Annotated in this window: 15 protein-coding genes and 1 tRNA gene; 6 read left to right on the forward strand and 10 right to left on the reverse strand. The window is 65.2% G+C overall.

Annotation, left to right across the window (positions count from 1 at the left end; all coding sequences use genetic code 11):
• Positions 1–24 precede the first annotated feature (24 nt).
• The 3 genes from pilB to AC0IYU_RS31390 form a co-directional block, all read right to left on the reverse strand.
• A complete protein-coding gene (gene pilB / locus AC0IYU_RS31380) occupies positions 25–1,758 on the reverse strand; it encodes a type IV-A pilus assembly ATPase PilB (protein ID WP_472125349.1) in 1,734 nt (577 codons plus the stop codon).
• A 113-nt stretch (positions 1,759–1,871) separates the two neighbouring features.
• Positions 1,872–1,948 (reverse strand) — tRNA-Pro (locus AC0IYU_RS31385).
• Between the two features lie 50 nt (positions 1,949–1,998).
• Positions 1,999–2,991, reverse strand: a complete 993-nt coding sequence (locus AC0IYU_RS31390; RefSeq protein WP_435485231.1) for a polyprenyl synthetase family protein — start codon at positions 2,989–2,991, stop codon at positions 1,999–2,001.
• A 195-nt stretch (positions 2,992–3,186) separates the two neighbouring features.
• Between AC0IYU_RS31390 and rplU the strand changes: the two genes are divergently transcribed.
• The 4 genes from rplU to proB all read left to right on the forward strand — a co-directional run bounded on the left by rplU (position 3,187) and on the right by proB (position 6,143).
• Positions 3,187–3,498, forward strand: coding sequence for a 50S ribosomal protein L21 (gene rplU, locus AC0IYU_RS31395; RefSeq protein ID WP_042578903.1), 312 nt, complete (start codon positions 3,187–3,189; stop codon positions 3,496–3,498).
• A 12-nt stretch (positions 3,499–3,510) separates the two neighbouring features.
• Positions 3,511–3,771: a 50S ribosomal protein L27 gene (gene rpmA, locus AC0IYU_RS31400; protein WP_435437239.1), complete on the forward strand. Its 261-nt coding sequence runs from the start codon at positions 3,511–3,513 to the stop codon at positions 3,769–3,771.
• A gap of 71 nt (positions 3,772–3,842) precedes the next feature.
• Positions 3,843–4,919: an Obg family GTPase CgtA gene (gene cgtA, locus AC0IYU_RS31405; RefSeq protein ID WP_472125351.1), complete on the forward strand. Its 1,077-nt coding sequence runs from the start codon at positions 3,843–3,845 to the stop codon at positions 4,917–4,919.
• Positions 4,920–5,003: 84 nt separating this feature from the next.
• Positions 5,004–6,143 carry a glutamate 5-kinase gene (gene proB / locus AC0IYU_RS31410; RefSeq protein WP_472125354.1) on the forward strand — a complete coding sequence of 380 codons (1,140 nt, stop codon included), beginning with the start codon at positions 5,004–5,006 and terminating at the stop codon, positions 6,141–6,143.
• Positions 6,144–6,196: 53 nt separating this feature from the next.
• Here proB and AC0IYU_RS31415 read toward each other — a convergent pair whose 3' ends face one another.
• The gene (locus AC0IYU_RS31415; protein WP_472125357.1) at positions 6,197–6,787 is read right to left on the reverse strand and encodes a CNP1-like family protein; all 591 of its coding nucleotides are present in this window, start codon (positions 6,785–6,787) and stop codon (positions 6,197–6,199) included.
• Entirely contained in the window at positions 6,738–7,403 is a 666-nt protein-coding gene (locus AC0IYU_RS31420) for an RNA pyrophosphohydrolase (protein ID WP_435437289.1), read from the reverse strand. The genes AC0IYU_RS31415 and AC0IYU_RS31420 overlap by 50 nt, the downstream gene beginning before the upstream one ends.
• A 147-nt stretch (positions 7,404–7,550) precedes the next feature.
• Between AC0IYU_RS31420 and AC0IYU_RS31425 the strand changes: the two genes are divergently transcribed.
• Together AC0IYU_RS31425 and AC0IYU_RS31430 are read left to right on the forward strand one after the other, a co-directional pair.
• Complete coding sequence (locus tag AC0IYU_RS31425) at positions 7,551–9,296, forward strand: proline--tRNA ligase (protein WP_472125359.1); 1,746 nt, start codon at positions 7,551–7,553, stop codon at positions 9,294–9,296.
• A complete protein-coding gene (locus AC0IYU_RS31430) occupies positions 9,293–9,973 on the forward strand; it encodes a lytic transglycosylase domain-containing protein (RefSeq protein WP_472125362.1) in 681 nt (226 codons plus the stop codon). Before AC0IYU_RS31425 ends, AC0IYU_RS31430 begins: the two co-directional genes overlap by 4 nt.
• A gap of 15 nt (positions 9,974–9,988) precedes the next feature.
• Here the strand turns inward: AC0IYU_RS31430 and paeA are convergent, their stop codons facing one another.
• From paeA to prfA, 5 genes are read right to left on the reverse strand one after another with little or no spacing between them, the layout of a single operon-like run.
• Entirely contained in the window at positions 9,989–11,299 is a 1,311-nt protein-coding gene (gene paeA, locus AC0IYU_RS31435; protein WP_472125365.1) for a polyamine export protein PaeA, read from the reverse strand.
• 52 nt (positions 11,300–11,351) lie between these two features.
• A complete protein-coding gene (locus AC0IYU_RS31440) occupies positions 11,352–11,870 on the reverse strand; it encodes a cupin domain-containing protein (RefSeq protein ID WP_472125367.1) in 519 nt (172 codons plus the stop codon).
• 16 nt (positions 11,871–11,886) lie between these two features.
• Positions 11,887–12,213: a Grx4 family monothiol glutaredoxin gene (gene grxD, locus AC0IYU_RS31445; protein ID WP_093134857.1), complete on the reverse strand. Its 327-nt coding sequence runs from the start codon at positions 12,211–12,213 to the stop codon at positions 11,887–11,889.
• A 30-nt stretch (positions 12,214–12,243) separates the two neighbouring features.
• Entirely contained in the window at positions 12,244–13,095 is an 852-nt protein-coding gene (gene prmC, locus AC0IYU_RS31450; RefSeq protein WP_472125428.1) for a peptide chain release factor N(5)-glutamine methyltransferase, read from the reverse strand.
• Positions 13,095–14,183 (reverse strand): peptide chain release factor 1, encoded by a 1,089-nt coding sequence (prfA, locus tag AC0IYU_RS31455; protein ID WP_472125369.1) that lies wholly within the window; start codon positions 14,181–14,183, stop codon positions 13,095–13,097. Before prfA ends, prmC begins: the two co-directional genes overlap by 1 nt.
• Positions 14,184–14,202 lie beyond the last annotated feature (19 nt).

Raw genomic sequence — 14,202 nt, forward strand, 5'->3', positions numbered from 1 at the left:
ATCTCCGGTTTCTCGGTGTGTTCGTTACAGGTTGGTGCAGGCGACCACTTCTTCGAGCGAAGTGAGACCTTGCATGACTTTGCGCAACCCCGACTGGCGCAGCGAGCGCACGCCTTCGGCCTCGGACTGCTGGGCGATGTCGAGCGCGCTGCCGTCGCGCAGGATGATTTCCTGGATCGCCTCCGTGATCGGCATCACCTGATAGATGCCCACGCGCCCCTTGTAGCCGCCGCTGCATGCGGAGCAGCCGACGGGGCGATAGGGCTTCCACGTTCCGTCCAGCTGTTCTTGCTGGAATCCGGCTTCGAGCAGCGCTTCGCGCGGCACTTCGGTGGGCACGCGGCACACGGTGCACAGCCGCCTGGCCAGGCGCTGCGCAGTGATCAGGATCACGCTGGACGCAATATTGAATGGCGCGATGCCCATGTTGCGCATCCGCGTGAGCGTGGTCGGCGCGTCGTTGGTGTGCAGCGTGGAGAGCACCAGGTGGCCTGTTTGCGCGGCCTTGATCGAGATGTCCGCAGTTTCCAGGTCGCGGATTTCGCCGACCATGATGATGTCCGGATCCTGGCGCAGGAAGGCGCGCAGCGCGGCCGCGAAGGTGAGCCCCGCCTTTTCGTTCACGTTGACCTGGTTGACGCCGGGCAGGTTGATTTCCGAGGGGTCTTCCGCGGTCGCGATGTTCACGCCCGGCTGATTCAGCAGGTTCAGGCAGGTGTACAGCGACACCGTCTTGCCTGAGCCCGTGGGGCCGGTCACCAGCACCATTCCGTAGGGGCGGCCGATGGCGTGAAGCAGGCGCGCCTTTTCGTCTGCGTCATAGCCCAGTGCATCGATGCCCAGGCGAGCGCTGCTGGGGTCAAGAATACGGATGACGATCTTTTCGCCGAACAGCGTGGGCAGGGTGCTCACGCGAAAGTCGATGACGCGGTCAGGGCCGATCTTGAGCTTCATGCGGCCGTCTTGCGGCACGCGCTTCTCGGAGATGTCGAGCCGCGAGATGACCTTGATGCGCGACGCCAGCTTGTCCTTGATGACGGTGGGCGGGCTGGCGATTTCGCGCAGCTCGCCGTCGATCCGGAACCGCACGCGGTACTGGTGCTCGTAGGGCTCGAAATGGATGTCCGACGCCCGCATGCCGATCGCGTCGAGCAGCATCTTGTGAAGAAAGCGCACGACCGGCGCGTCTTCGACTTCGGCAATCGCCTGGTCGGAGGCTTCGCTCGAAGTTTCGGAAGTGACTTCGTCGAACTCGAACTCGCTGCCGACGATGTTGTTGATGGTCTCCGCCGCGCTCACTGCAGCGGCTTCGATCATTCGAGAAAGCTTGTCGTATTCCGCAATGACCCAGTCGACGCCCATCTGGGATGCGAACTTGATCTTTTCCGCCGCTTGCTGGTCCGACGGGTCGGCTGTTGCAACAATCAGACGGTTGTTGCGCTTGCTCAGGACGACGATGCGGTACGCGTGGCACAGCTTGACGTCGAGCAGGTCCTTGGGCAGACGCTGCGGATCGATCGCATCGAGGTCGAGGAGCGGAGCGCCGAAGGCGCTCGAGAGCGTGTGGGCCAGATCGGCCGCCGAGACGGCGCCAGAGCCGGTGAGCTCGGCGATGAAGCTGGTGCGCCCGCTCAGCGACTTCTGATAAATGTCCTCAGCGGACTTGGCGGGAAGCTTGCCGGCCGAAACCAGGGCACGTGCGAGCCCTGGGAGCGCAATCTGCGCAGGTTCTTTGACGGGAAGTTCGGCAGCGGCCATTCAGCGAATGCAAAAGATGTGAAAAAATGCTTCACGATCATCGCTGAACACTCCTGCGCTGTAAATCGCCATACAGCAACAGGCGCGGCCATTTATTTATGCCAGCCAAAGGCTGGTCGGGGTGAGAGGATTCGAACCTCCGGCCTCTACGTCCCGAACGTAGCGCTCTACCAGGCTAAGCTACACCCCGATGGTTGCAAGAAAAAAGTAATCGCCCTAGATGCCAACTCAGTGAGGTGTTCAGGTACGTCGCTCAAGCAACTGAGCCGCCAATTGTAGCAAACCTGAAGCGTACAAATTGGACGGAAAGTCTTTCAATGCGTGAATCGCGCGTTGTGCCTCGGCGGCAGCCGCTGCACGCGACGCATCCAGCGCCCCCGTTTCGCGAACGATTTCGACGATTTTTCCCAGTTGGGCGGTGTCTCCAGCCTCGATGGCTGCACGCACGAGTGCGCTCTGCGCAGGGGTGCCGCGCTGCATCGCGAAGATGAGTGGGAGCGTGGTCTTGCCTTCGCGCAGGTCATCGCCCACGTTCTTCCCGGTTTCCTGGGCATCGCCCGCGTAGTCGAGCACGTCGTCGATCACCTGGAAAGCGGTACCCAGCGCCTGGCCGTAGGTGGCGCATGCCTGCTCCGTGTCTGCAGAGGCGCCTGCGAGCACGGCGGCGAGCCGGGTGCTGGCTTCGAAAAGCTTGGCGGTCTTCGAGCGGATCACGCGCAGATAGGCCTCTTCGTCCAGCGACGCGTCGTGCATGTTCATCAGCTGGAGCACCTCGCCCTCGGCAATGATGTTGGTGGCCTCGGCCAGGATTTGCATCACGCGCATGTTGTCGGCGTCCAGCATCATCTGGAAAGCGCGCGAATAGAGGAAGTCGCCGACCAGCACGCTCGCTGGGTTGCCGAAGGACTCATTGGCTGTCGCCCGGCCGCGCCGAAGGGTCGACTCGTCGACCACGTCGTCATGCAACAGGGTGGCCGTGTGAATGAACTCCACCACAGCCGCCAGGTTGAAGCGTTGCTCGCCGGTGTAGCCCAGCGCCCCCGACATCAGCAGCAAAAGCGCAGGCCGCAGGCGCTTGCCGCCCGCGGAGATGATGTATTTCGAGACTTGGCTGACCAGCGGCACGCCCGTGTCGAGGCGGTGGGCAATCACACGGTCGACTTCGACCATGTCGCCTGCAATCAGGTCCAGCACAGTGGCGGTGGGGGAGGTGTCGGCGGCGGGAACTGGCAAAGCGTGGGCGCGGGGCGCTGCTGGAAATGATGGCGGCCCCCTTCTATGAAGGGAGGGCCGGAAATGCCAAATTATAGGGAGCCGCCGTGGCTTCCCCATGCTGCCGGGCCTGTGGCTGGGCGGCGAGTGCAAACCGCGCTATAATCTTGGGCTCTGCGGAATTCGCCGTGGGGACTCAATTTCTAAGAGGTTTACATGTACGCGGTCATAAAAACCGGCGGCAAGCAATATCGCGTTGCTTCCGGCGAAAAAATTAAAGTAGAACAGATTGCTGCGGACGTAGGCCAGGAAATCGTGATCGATCAGGTTCTGGCTGTCGGAAACGGCGCTGAAATCAAGGTTGGCACGCCCCTGGTGTCCGGCGCAACGGTGACAGTCACGGTACTGTCGCACGGCAAGCACGACAAGGTTGGCATCTTCAAGATGCGCCGTCGCAAGCACTATCAGAAACGTCAAGGCCATCGCCAGCAGTTCACCGAACTGCAAATCGGCGCGATCGCCGGCTAAGGAGCACATTCCATGGCACAGAAAAAAGGCGGCGGCTCAACGCGAAACGGGCGCGATTCCAAGCCCAAGATGCTCGGCGTGAAGACGTTCGGCGGCGAACTGATCAGCGCAGGCTCGATCATCGTGCGCCAGCGCGGCACCAAGTTCCACCCCGGCGTGAACGTCGGTCTGGGCAAGGACCACACGCTGTTTGCCCTGGTCGACGGCCATGTGTCGTTCGGTTTCAAGGGTGCATTGAACAAGCACACGGTCAACGTGACTCCCGCGGCGTAAGCCTCGCAGTCATTTCGATCACCCGAGGCCCCGCATTGCCGGGGCTTCTTCATTTGTAAACTGGACATCCCATGAAGTTCGTCGACGAAGCCTTCATCGACATCGCTGCCGGCGATGGCGGCAACGGCTGCGTGTCGTTCCGTCATGAGAAGTACAAGGAATTCGGCGGCCCCAATGGCGGTGACGGCGGCCGCGGCGGCCACGTCTTCGCAGTGGCCGATTCGAACCTGAACACGCTGGTCGATTTCCGCTACTCGCGCCGCCACGAGGCCAAGCGCGGAGAGCACGGCATGGGCTCCGACATGTTCGGCGCCGCCGGTGACGACATCACGCTCAAGATGCCGGTCGGCACGATCATCTCCGACGCGGAAACGGGCGAGGTCCTGTTCGAGCTGCTGGAGGAAGGCGAAGTCATCACCATCGCCAAGGGCGGCGATGGTGGCTTTGGCAACATGCGTTTCAAGAGCGCCATCAACCGCGCACCGCGTCAGAAGACGCCTGGGTGGCCTGGCGAGAAGCGCAGTGTCAAGCTCGAACTGAAGGTGTTGGCTGACGTCGGTCTGCTCGGCATGCCGAATGCCGGCAAGTCGACGCTGATCAGCGCCATCTCCAATGCGCGCCCGCGCATTGCGGACTACCCCTTCACCACGCTGCACCCGAACCTTGGCGTGGTGCGCGTCGGTCCGGAACAGAGCTTCGTCGTGGCCGACCTTCCCGGCCTGATCGAAGGTGCTGCCGAAGGCGCCGGCCTCGGCCATCTCTTCCTGCGCCACCTGCAGCGCACGCGCCTTCTGCTGCACGTGATCGACATGGCGCCGTTCGACGACGCTGTCGACCCGGTCGCCCAGGCCAAGGCCATCGTCGGCGAACTCAAGAAGTACGACGCCGCACTCTACGAAAAGCCGCGCTGGCTCGTGCTCAACAAGCTCGACATGGTGCCGCTCGACGAGCGCCAGGCGCGGGTCAAGGACGTCGTGAAGCGTCTGCGCTTCAAGGGGCCCGTGTTCGAAATCTCGGCACTCACGCGCGAAGGCTGCGAGCACCTGGTGCAGGCTGTCTATCAGCAGGTCAAGGCGCAGCATTTGGCCGAACAGGTGCCGGTCGTCGTCGATCCGCGCTTCACGCCGTTGCCGCCCGAGAGCGCCTGAGCGACAACACAGCATCGCCCCTCTGATGCTGCATAAACACAGACAGCAGCACAACTCGCAGCATTCAAGATCGCACTGCCAGAAATGACCACGAACTCCGGATCCACTGCCTTGCGGGATGCCCGCCGAATCGTCGTCAAGGTGGGCTCCAGCCTCGTGACCAACGAGGGCCGTGGTCTCGACGAGGCGGCCATCGGCGAATGGTGTCGGCAACTGGCGGCGCTGGTGCGCGACGGGCGCGAGGTCGTCATGGTGTCGAGCGGCGCGATTGCCGAGGGCATGAAGCGGCTCGGCTGGCGCACGCGGCCGCACGAAATCAACGAGCTGCAGGCGGCAGCAGCCGTCGGGCAGATGGGCCTGGCCCAGATGTACGAGACCAAGCTGCGCGAGAACGAAATCGGCAGCGCGCAGGTGCTGCTGACCCACGCCGACCTGGCCGATCGCGAGCGCTACCTCAATGCCCGCTCGACGCTGGTCACCTTGCTCAAGCTGGGGGTCGTGCCCGTCATCAACGAGAACGACACGGTCGTGAACGACGAAATCAAGTTCGGCGACAACGACACGCTCGGTGCGCTCGTGGCCAACCTGGTCGAGGCCGACGCGCTGGTGATCCTGACGGACCAGAAGGGTTTGTACACCGCCGATCCGCGCAAGGACCCTGACGCGAAGTTCGTGCACGAGGCCGCCGCCGGCGATCCAGCGCTCGAGGCGATGGCCGGTGGTTCGGGTTCCAGCATCGGCCGCGGCGGCATGATCACCAAGATCCTCGCGGCCAAGCGCGCTGCCGGTTCGGGCGCTTCCACTGTCATCGCCTGGGGCCGCGAGCCCGACGCGCTGCTGCGCCTGTCGCGCGGCGAGTCCATCGGCACGCTGCTGGTGGCGCAAACTGCCAAGCACCAGGCCCGCAAGCGCTGGATGGCCGACCATCTGCAATTGCGCGGCGCCGTCGTCGTCGATGCGGGGGCCGCAGCCAAGGTGCGCGCCGAAGGCAAGAGCCTGTTGCCGATCGGCATGACCAGCGTGTCGGGAGAGTTTTCGCGCGGCGACGTGATCGCGGTGCGCGATGTCGACGGCGTCGAGCTGGCTCGGGGCCTGGCCAACTATTCGAGCGTGGAAGCGCGCCTGCTCTGCCGCAAGCCCTCGGCCGAATTCGAGCGTTTGCTGGGCTATGTCGCCGAACCTGAAATGGTCCACCGCGACAACATGGTGCTGATGCCGAGCTGAAAACGACAACGGGGCGCGAGGCCCCGTTTTTCATTGACGCGGCGCAGCGCGGTTTACTGCACTTCCCGAATCGGGTTGCGGATGTTCTGGACCATTTCTCCCACCGAGGAGCGCGGCGCATTGCCGCGGCACAGTGCCTGGGTAGACAGCGCACGGGTGTAGCTGGAGTTCATGGCGTTGATCTGCTTCCACTCCGGCGCCGCTGTCTCTTGCCAGATGCCGTTGTTGAAGCGCGCATAGCTCTTCATTTCGGCTGTCGAACAGCGCACACCCTCGTAGAAGGCATTGACTGCACGTCCGCTGCGGTTGTGCGCCACCACCACGTAGCGCACGATGCCGTCGTCCGTGATGACGATCGTGCTGGGGTCTACACCGAAGGTCAGGCTCATGTACGGCGGCATCTGGATGTGCAGCAGGCGGTTTTCGCTGAAAGCCGGCGGCGGCGGCACGGCGGTTTCTTGCCACTCTTTCTCGGTGCCGTAGCGCTTGGGCGGCAGCGGCATCCCCGACTGGGCCCAATCGGGGTTGTCCGTGTCGTATTGACCCGATGCGCATCCAGCCAGGATGCCGAGGCAGGCAAGCAGAAGCACCCGTTCAGCGTTGCGTCGGAAGGAAGGGCGCTTTGTGGTGGGAAGGAGGTTCATCGCTCGCGGAAGGAATGTCGGGATGCGGATCGAAACTGCCGCCGGGCGGCAGGTCCAGTCCGGGGGGCGCCCCGGCGTCCAGCGAATGGCGCTCGAACTCTCGAGCACGCACGTTGCTGCGCAGGAAGCGATTTCGGAAATCCTGCCGTGGCAGGTAGCGAGCAAGCTCGGTGAGCGCCATCTCGTAGACGCCGCGCTTGAACTCGACGACCACGTCGAGCGGCACCCAGTAGTCGTGCCAGCGCCAAGCGTCGAATTCGGGATGGTCGGTGGCACGCAGGTTCAGATCCCAGTCGTGACCGACAAGTTGCAGCAAATACCAGATTTGCTTCTGGCCTTTGTAGTGGCCCCGTGCGTCACGGCGGATGAACCGATCCGGCACCTCGTAGCGCAACCAGTCACGGGTACGGGCAACGATGCGCACATGCTCCGGATGGAGACCCACCTCCTCGTGCAGTTCCCGGAACATGGCTTGCTCGGGACTTTCGCCGCGGTCTATGCCGCCTTGCGGAAACTGCCAGGAATGCGTACGTATGCGCTTGCCCCAGAAAACCTGGTTTCTCTGGTTGAGCAGGATGATGCCGACGTTGGGCCTGAAGCCGTCCCGGTCGAGCATAATCAAACCCCAATTTTTGAACTGAGTCGATTATGCATGCCGGGGTGTCCCCGGCAAGCTGCCGATGCCAGGCTCTCAGGGTCTCTCCGGGGGAGCAGTCCCCCACTTCCCACTTTCGAGTCCAGCGAATCCATCCGAACGATCCCGATGAAAGCTTCCCGATTTTTTGTCTCCACCCTCAAGGAAGCGCCCGCTGACGCCGAGGTCGCGAGCCACCGGCTCATGACGCGTGCCGGCATGATCAAGAAGCTCGGCACGGGCATCTACACGTACATGCCCATGGGCCTGCGCGTGATCCGAAAGGTCGAGGCCATCGTGCGCGAGGAAATGAACCGCGCCGGTGCCGTCGAGATGGCGATGCCCGTCGTGCAGCCGGCCGAGTTCTGGCAAGAGACCGGCCGCTTCGAGAAGATGGGCCCCGAGCTGCTGCGCATCAAGGACCGGCATGACCGCGACTTCGTGATCCAGCCCACCAGCGAAGAGGTGGTGACCGACATCGCGCGCCAGGAAATCCGCAGCTACAAGCAGCTGCCCAGGAATTTCTACCAGATCCAGACCAAGTTCCGCGACGAGCGCCGTCCGCGCTTCGGCCTCATGCGCGGACGCGAGTTCATCATGAAGGACGCGTACAGCTTCGACCGCGACCTCGACGCCGCCAAGGCCAGCTACCAGGTCATGGCGCAGGCCTACCGCAACATCTTCGATCGCTTCGGCCTGCGCTACCGCGCCGTGGCCGCCGACAGCGGCGCCATCGGCGGCGACCTGAGCGAAGAGTTCCAGGTGATCGCCGCGACGGGCGAGGACGCCATCGTCTACTGCCCCGACAGCAACTACGCCGCCAACATGGAAAAGGCCGAGGCGCTGGCACCGGCCGGCCCGCGCCCCGCCGCCGCCAAGGCGCTCGAGAAGACCCCCACGCCGGCCAAGAGCACCTGCGAGGACGTCGCCGTGCTGCTCGGCGTGCCGCTGTCCACCACCGTGAAGTCGCTCGTGCTGGCCACCGACATCGTCGACGCCGCCGGCAACATCAAGGGCGCGCAGGTCTGGTTGCTGCTGCTGCGCGGCGACCACGAGATGAACGAGATCAAGGTCGGAAAGCTGCCGGGCCTGGACAAGGGCTTCCGCTTCGCCACCCTGGCCGAGATCGACGAGCATTTCGGCTGCAAGCCCGGCTACCTCGGGCCGCTGAACCTGAAGAAGCCGGTCAAGCTCGTGGCCGACCGCGAGGTGGCCGTCATGGCCGACTGGATCACGGGCGCCAACGAGGTCGACTTCCACATGACCGGCGTCAACTGGGGCCGCGACCTGCCCGAGCCCGAACTCGTGGCCGACCTGCGCAACGTGGTCGCCGGCGACGCCTCGCCCGACGGCAAGGGCGTGCTGGCCATCGAGCGCGGCATCGAAGTGGGCCACGTGTTCGTGCTCGGCACCAAGTACAGCAAGGACATGAATGCCACCTATCTCGACGAAGGCGGCAAGCCGCAGTTTCTCGAGATGGGCTGCTACGGCATCGGCATCACGCGCCTGCCTGCCGCCGCCATCGAGCAGAACCACGACGAGCGCGGCATCATCTGGCCCGACGCCATCGCGCCCTTCACCGTGGTGGTCTGCCCGATCGGCATGGACCGCAGCGCGGAGGTCAAGACCGCCGCCGAGGCGCTTTACGAAGAGCTGCTCGCCAAGGGCGTCGACGTGCTGCTCGACGACCGCGGCGAGCGCCCCGGCGCGATGTTCGCCGACTGGGAACTCATCGGTGTGCCGCACCGCGTGGTCATCTCCGACCGCGGCCTGAAAGAGGGCCAGCTCGAATACCAGCACCGCCGTGACACGGCAGCCACCAAGGTGCCGTCGGCCGGCGTCGCCGACTTCATCACCGGCAAGCTCGCTGCATGAGCCTTGAGGGCGGCCTCTCGCGGCGCCAGTGCCTGGGCGGCGCCGTGAGCGCGGGCGCCCTGACGGTGCTGTCGCTGCCACGGACCGCCCTGGCCGGCGCGCAGATCGAGGAGCCGCTCATCGACTCGGTGCGCACCGCGCTGAGTTCGGCCATCCACAACAAGGCGCCCCCGGTTCCCCAGTTTGCGAACACCGAGGCTCGCCTGGCGTACCTGCGCTGGCTCGGCGAGATGAGCGAACGGCTCAAGAAGAAGGTGGCCGATGCGCCCTCGCGCATCGAGTTCCTGCAAACCGCGTGGTACGAGGCCAAGCGCTCCGGGCTGGAGGTGAGCCTGGTGCTCGGGCTGGTTCAGGTCGAGAGCAACTTCCGCAAGTTCGCGGTGTCGAGCGCCGGTGCGCGCGGCTACATGCAGGTCATGCCGTTCTGGACGCGCGTGATCGGCGACAGCGATTCGGCCAAGCTCTTCCACATGCAGACCAACCTGCGTTTCGGCTGCGTGATCCTGCGCCACTACCTCGACCGCGAGAACGGCGACCTCTACATGACGCTGGGCCGCTACAACGGCAGCCGTGGCAAGTCGCCGTACCCGAACGCGGTGTTCGCGAACCAGCGGCTCTGGGCGTTCAACGACAAGGAACGCGAGCGCGAGAAAGACAAGGACCGCTCGGCGGCCTGAAACCTGTAGCGCCCGTCAGGCGGCCGGCGCCTTCGCGGTGCCCGAGCCCTTCGTGACCATCACCTGGTCGATGCGGTAGCTGTCCACGTCCATCACCTCGAAGGTGTAGCCGCCCCAGGTCACGTTGTCCGTGCGCTTGGGCACGCGGCGCAGCATCACCATCAGGAAGCCCGCGAGCGTTTCGTATTCCTCCGAATGCGGCAACTCGTCGATGTGCAGCGCGCGCTGCACGTCCTGGATGGGCGTGATGCCGTCGATGAGCCATGAGTTCTCGTCGCGTCGCACGATCTGCTCTTCGTCGGGCATCGTCACCAGGTCGCCCATCACCGTGCTCATCACGTCGTTGAGCGTGATCACGCCCACCACCAGGCTGTACTCGTTGACGATGATCGCGAAGTCTTCATGCGCCTGCTGGAACTGCTCGAGGACCTCGGTCAACGAGAGCCGGTCGGGAATGACCAGCGCCTTGTGCAGCGGCAGCCCCTGGTCGAAGGCCAGCGGCTGGCCGCTGAGCACGCGCTGGAACATGTCCTTGGCGTCGACATAGCCCAGCACGTGGTCGATGTCGCCGTCGCACACCGGATACGCCGAGAAGGGCTCGGCCACGATGCGCGCACGCAGCACCGACTCGGGGTCGTCGTGCAGGAACCAGGCGATGCTCTCGCGGGCCGTCATCACACTGCTCACCAGGCGCGTTTCCAGCTCGAACACATTGGCGATCACCTGCTGCTCGCGCACCGCGAGCACGCCCGCACGCGCGCCGGCTTCGGTCATGGCCAGGATGTCGGCCGAGGTGATCTTGTCGTCGCGAACCAGCGGCATGCCCAGCAGCTTGAAGAGCATGTCGGTCGAGCGGGTGAAGAACCACACCAGCGGCTTGAAGGTGGTGATGAGCACCTGCATCGGCCCGACCATGCGCACCGCGAGCTGTTCGGGATTGCTCATGCCCAGGCGCTTGGGGAACAGGTCGGCGAACACCAGGAACACCGCGATGACGATGACGAACGAGCACAGGAACGCGAAGTTGGCGGAGGCCTCGACGCTCAACCAGCGCTCGAAGAACACCGCGAAGTAGGGGCTGAGCGAGCCCTCGCCGACCACACCGCCGAGGATGGCCACGGCGTTCAGGCCGATCTGCACCACCGTGAAGTAGTGGCCTGGCTGCTCCTGCACGCGCAGCACCTTTTCCGCCCGCGGGTCGCCTTCGTCGGCCATCTGGCGCAGGCGCAGGCGGCGCGAGGCGGCCAGCGTGATTTCGGCGAGGGAGAAGAACGCGCTCAACGCGATCAGCAAGACGATGATGAGCAGGCTTTGGGTCAGGTTCATGGTGGCACGGCGAAGAGCGCCATGGTGCCATGACTCGGCCCCGGAAAAGCGCTCAGACGCCGCCGTGCGGGTGCGTGGGGTCGACCCACAGCACCGATTCGGGCTTTTCGACGGGTTCGATGTCGAGGTTCACAGCCACCGCTTCGCCATCGCTGCGGCACAACACGCATTCCAGCGACTCGGTCGCGCTCGCGTTGATTTCCTGGTGCGGCACGAAAGGCGGCACGTAGATGAAATCGCCGGGTCCGGCCTCTGCCGTGAACTCAAGCTTCTCGCCCCAGCGCATGCGAGCCCGGCCGCGCACCACGTAGATCACCGATTCGAGGTGGCCGTGGTGGTGGGCGCCGGTCTTGGCATCGGCGTGGATGGTCACCGTGCCGGCCCACAGCTTCTGTGCGCCGACGCGCGCGAAGTTGATGGCTGCCGCCCGGTTCATGCCGGGCGTCTGCGCGGTATTGACGTCGAGCTGGTTGGCCGCGACCACGCGCACGCCGTCGTGCTTCCAGGCCGGTTCGGCCGAATCGCCCGGATGGTCGTCGTGAGTGTGCGAATGGCCGTGATCGTGGCTCATTGCAGTCCTCGTGAAATCAGGCGGGGCTGCCGTTCACCACTTGCTGCAGCTCACCGGATTCGTACATCTCCATCATGATGTCCGAGCCGCCGATGAACTCGCCCTTCACGTACAGCTGCGGAATGGTGGGCCAGTTGCTGTATTCCTTGATGCCCTGGCGGATGCCGTCGTCTTCGAGCACGTTGACGGTCTTGAGCGCCTTGGTGTCGACGCCGACCGCCTTCAGGATCTGGATGGCGCGGCCCGAGAAACCGCACATCGGGAAACTCGCATTCCCCTTCATGAAGAGCACGAGTTCGTTGGTTTTGACGAGATCGTCGATGCGTTGCTGAGCGTCGGACATGGGGAACTCCTGAAAAGTGGGCTGAGGGGATTATTTCACCGCGCGCCAGATTCCGCCCGAGCAGCGCGGGATGCCGGCAAGGTCGTCGCGGCTTTGCACCTCGGCAAAACCGCGCCCGGCGAGCAGCTGCCTCACCGCCGGGGCTTGGTCGTGGCCGTGTTCGAGCAGCAGCCAGCCGTCTTGTGCGAGGTGATCGGGGGCGTGCTGCACGATCCGGCGGATGTCGTCGAGGCCGTCGGCCCCCGCCACCAGCGCGGAAACCGGCTCGTGGCGCAAGGCGGGCAGGTGCGGGTCGCCAGCGGCGATGTAAGGCGGGTTGCTGGCGATGACCGTGTAGCCGCTGCCCGCGCCATCGAGCCAGTTCGCCTGGGCGAAGCGCACCGGCAGGCCGAGGCGCCGGGCATTGGCCAGCGCCACCGCAAGCGCGTCGGCGCTGGCGTCGACCGCATCGACCTGTGCGTCGGGGCGGGCGTGCTGCAGGGCCAGCGCGATCGCGCCGCTTCCCGTGCCCAGGTCGAGCACGCGCGGCGCGGCGCGGCCTTCGAGGCACTGCAGGGCCCATTCGACCAGCGTCTCGGTGTCCGGGCGGGGCACCAGCACGCGCGCATCGACCCGCAGGTCGAGCCCGTGGAATTCCTTTTCGCCCAGCAGGTAGGCCACCGGCTCGCCCGCCAGGCGGCGCGACAGCTGCGCGGCCAGTGCGGACCACGCGGCACTGGGCATTGCATCGGTGTCGTGCGCGAGCAGCCAGGCGCGGTCGTGCGGGGCGCGGCCCAGGGCGTGCAGAAGCAGCAGCTGTGCGTCGAGCCGGTCCACGCCCAGCGCGACGCCCGCCGCGAGCGCCTGCGCCACGGTCGAGGGCAACGGGTTTTCGGTGCCCATCACGCCGGCAGGCTCGATTCCAGCTCGGCCAACTGCTCGGCCTCGCGCGCGGCCCGCAACGCGTCCAGCACGTCGCCCAGGTCGCCTTCCATGATGGACAGCAGCTTGTAGAGCGTGAGGTTGATGCGGTGGTCGGTGAGCCGCCCCTGCGGAAAGTTGTACGTGCGAATGCGGTCGGAGCGGTCGCCGCTGCCGATGAGCCCCTTGCGCATGGCCGCGTCCTTGGCGGCGCGCTCGCTGCGGTCCTTTTCCTGGATGCGCGCCGACAGCACCTGCAGCGCCTTGGCCTTGTTGCGGTGCTGGCTGCGGTCGTCCTGGCACTCGGCCACGATGCCGGTCGGGATGTGCGTGATGCGCACGGCCGAGTCGGTCTTGTTGATGTGCTGCCCGCCCGCGCCGCTCGCGCGATAGGTGTCGATGCGCAGGTCGGCCGGGTTGATCTGGACCGCCACGGTCTCGTCGGGCTCGGCCAGCACGGCGACGGTGCAGGCGCTGGTGTGGATGCGGCCTTGCGTCTCGGTCGCCGGCACGCGCTGCACGCGGTGGCCACCGGATTCGAAGCGCAGCTTGCCGAAGACGTCGTCGCCGACGATGCGGATCACCACTTCCTTGTAGCCGCCGAGCTCGCTCGCGCTCTCGCTCACGACCTCGCAGCGCAGGCCGGCGCGCTCGCAGTAGCGCGTGTACATGCGCAGCAGGTCGCCCGCGAACAGGGCCGACTCGTCGCCGCCGGTGCCGGCGCGGATTTCCATGAAGGCGTTGCGCGCGTCGTCGGGGTCCTTGGGCAGCAGCAGGCGCTGCAGCTCCTCTTCGAGCTGGAGCAGCTCGGCCTCGGCGCCTGAAATTTCTTCCTTCGCCATCTCGGCCATGTCGGGGTCGTCGAGCATCTCCTTCGCACCGGCGATGTCGGCCTCGCGCTGCCTGTAGCGCTCGTAGCGGCCGGCGATCTGCGTGATCTCGGCGTGCTCTCGCGAGATGGTGCGGTACTGCGCCATGTCGCTCATGATGTCCTCGCGCGAGAGCAGGAAGTCGAGTTCGCCCAGGCGCTGGACGTAGCGTTCGAGTTGATGGCGCAGAAAGGATTTCACGGCGGAAGGGGACTCGGAA

Source organism: Variovorax sp. AC103 (assembly GCF_979254005.1).

Coding starts and splice junctions, on each gene's coding strand:
- pilB (WP_472125349.1), bottom strand. CDS start 1,758: ATGGCCGCTGCCGAACTTCCCGTCAAAGAACCTGCGCAGATTGCGCTC.
- rplU (WP_042578903.1), top strand. CDS start 3,187: ATGTACGCGGTCATAAAAACCGGCGGCAAGCAATATCGCGTTGCTTCC.
- rpmA (WP_435437239.1), top strand. CDS start 3,511: ATGGCACAGAAAAAAGGCGGCGGCTCAACGCGAAACGGGCGCGATTCC.
- cgtA (WP_472125351.1), top strand. CDS start 3,843: ATGAAGTTCGTCGACGAAGCCTTCATCGACATCGCTGCCGGCGATGGC.
- proB (WP_472125354.1), top strand. CDS start 5,004: ATGACCACGAACTCCGGATCCACTGCCTTGCGGGATGCCCGCCGAATC.
- AC0IYU_RS31415 (WP_472125357.1), bottom strand. CDS start 6,787: ATGAACCTCCTTCCCACCACAAAGCGCCCTTCCTTCCGACGCAACGCT.
- AC0IYU_RS31420 (WP_435437289.1), bottom strand. CDS start 7,403: ATGCTCGACCGGGACGGCTTCAGGCCCAACGTCGGCATCATCCTGCTC.
- AC0IYU_RS31425 (WP_472125359.1), top strand. CDS start 7,551: ATGAAAGCTTCCCGATTTTTTGTCTCCACCCTCAAGGAAGCGCCCGCT.
- AC0IYU_RS31430 (WP_472125362.1), top strand. CDS start 9,293: ATGAGCCTTGAGGGCGGCCTCTCGCGGCGCCAGTGCCTGGGCGGCGCC.
- paeA (WP_472125365.1), bottom strand. CDS start 11,299: ATGAACCTGACCCAAAGCCTGCTCATCATCGTCTTGCTGATCGCGTTG.
- AC0IYU_RS31440 (WP_472125367.1), bottom strand. CDS start 11,870: ATGAGCCACGATCACGGCCATTCGCACACTCACGACGACCATCCGGGC.
- grxD (WP_093134857.1), bottom strand. CDS start 12,213: ATGTCCGACGCTCAGCAACGCATCGACGATCTCGTCAAAACCAACGAA.
- prmC (WP_472125428.1), bottom strand. CDS start 13,095: ATGGGCACCGAAAACCCGTTGCCCTCGACCGTGGCGCAGGCGCTCGCG.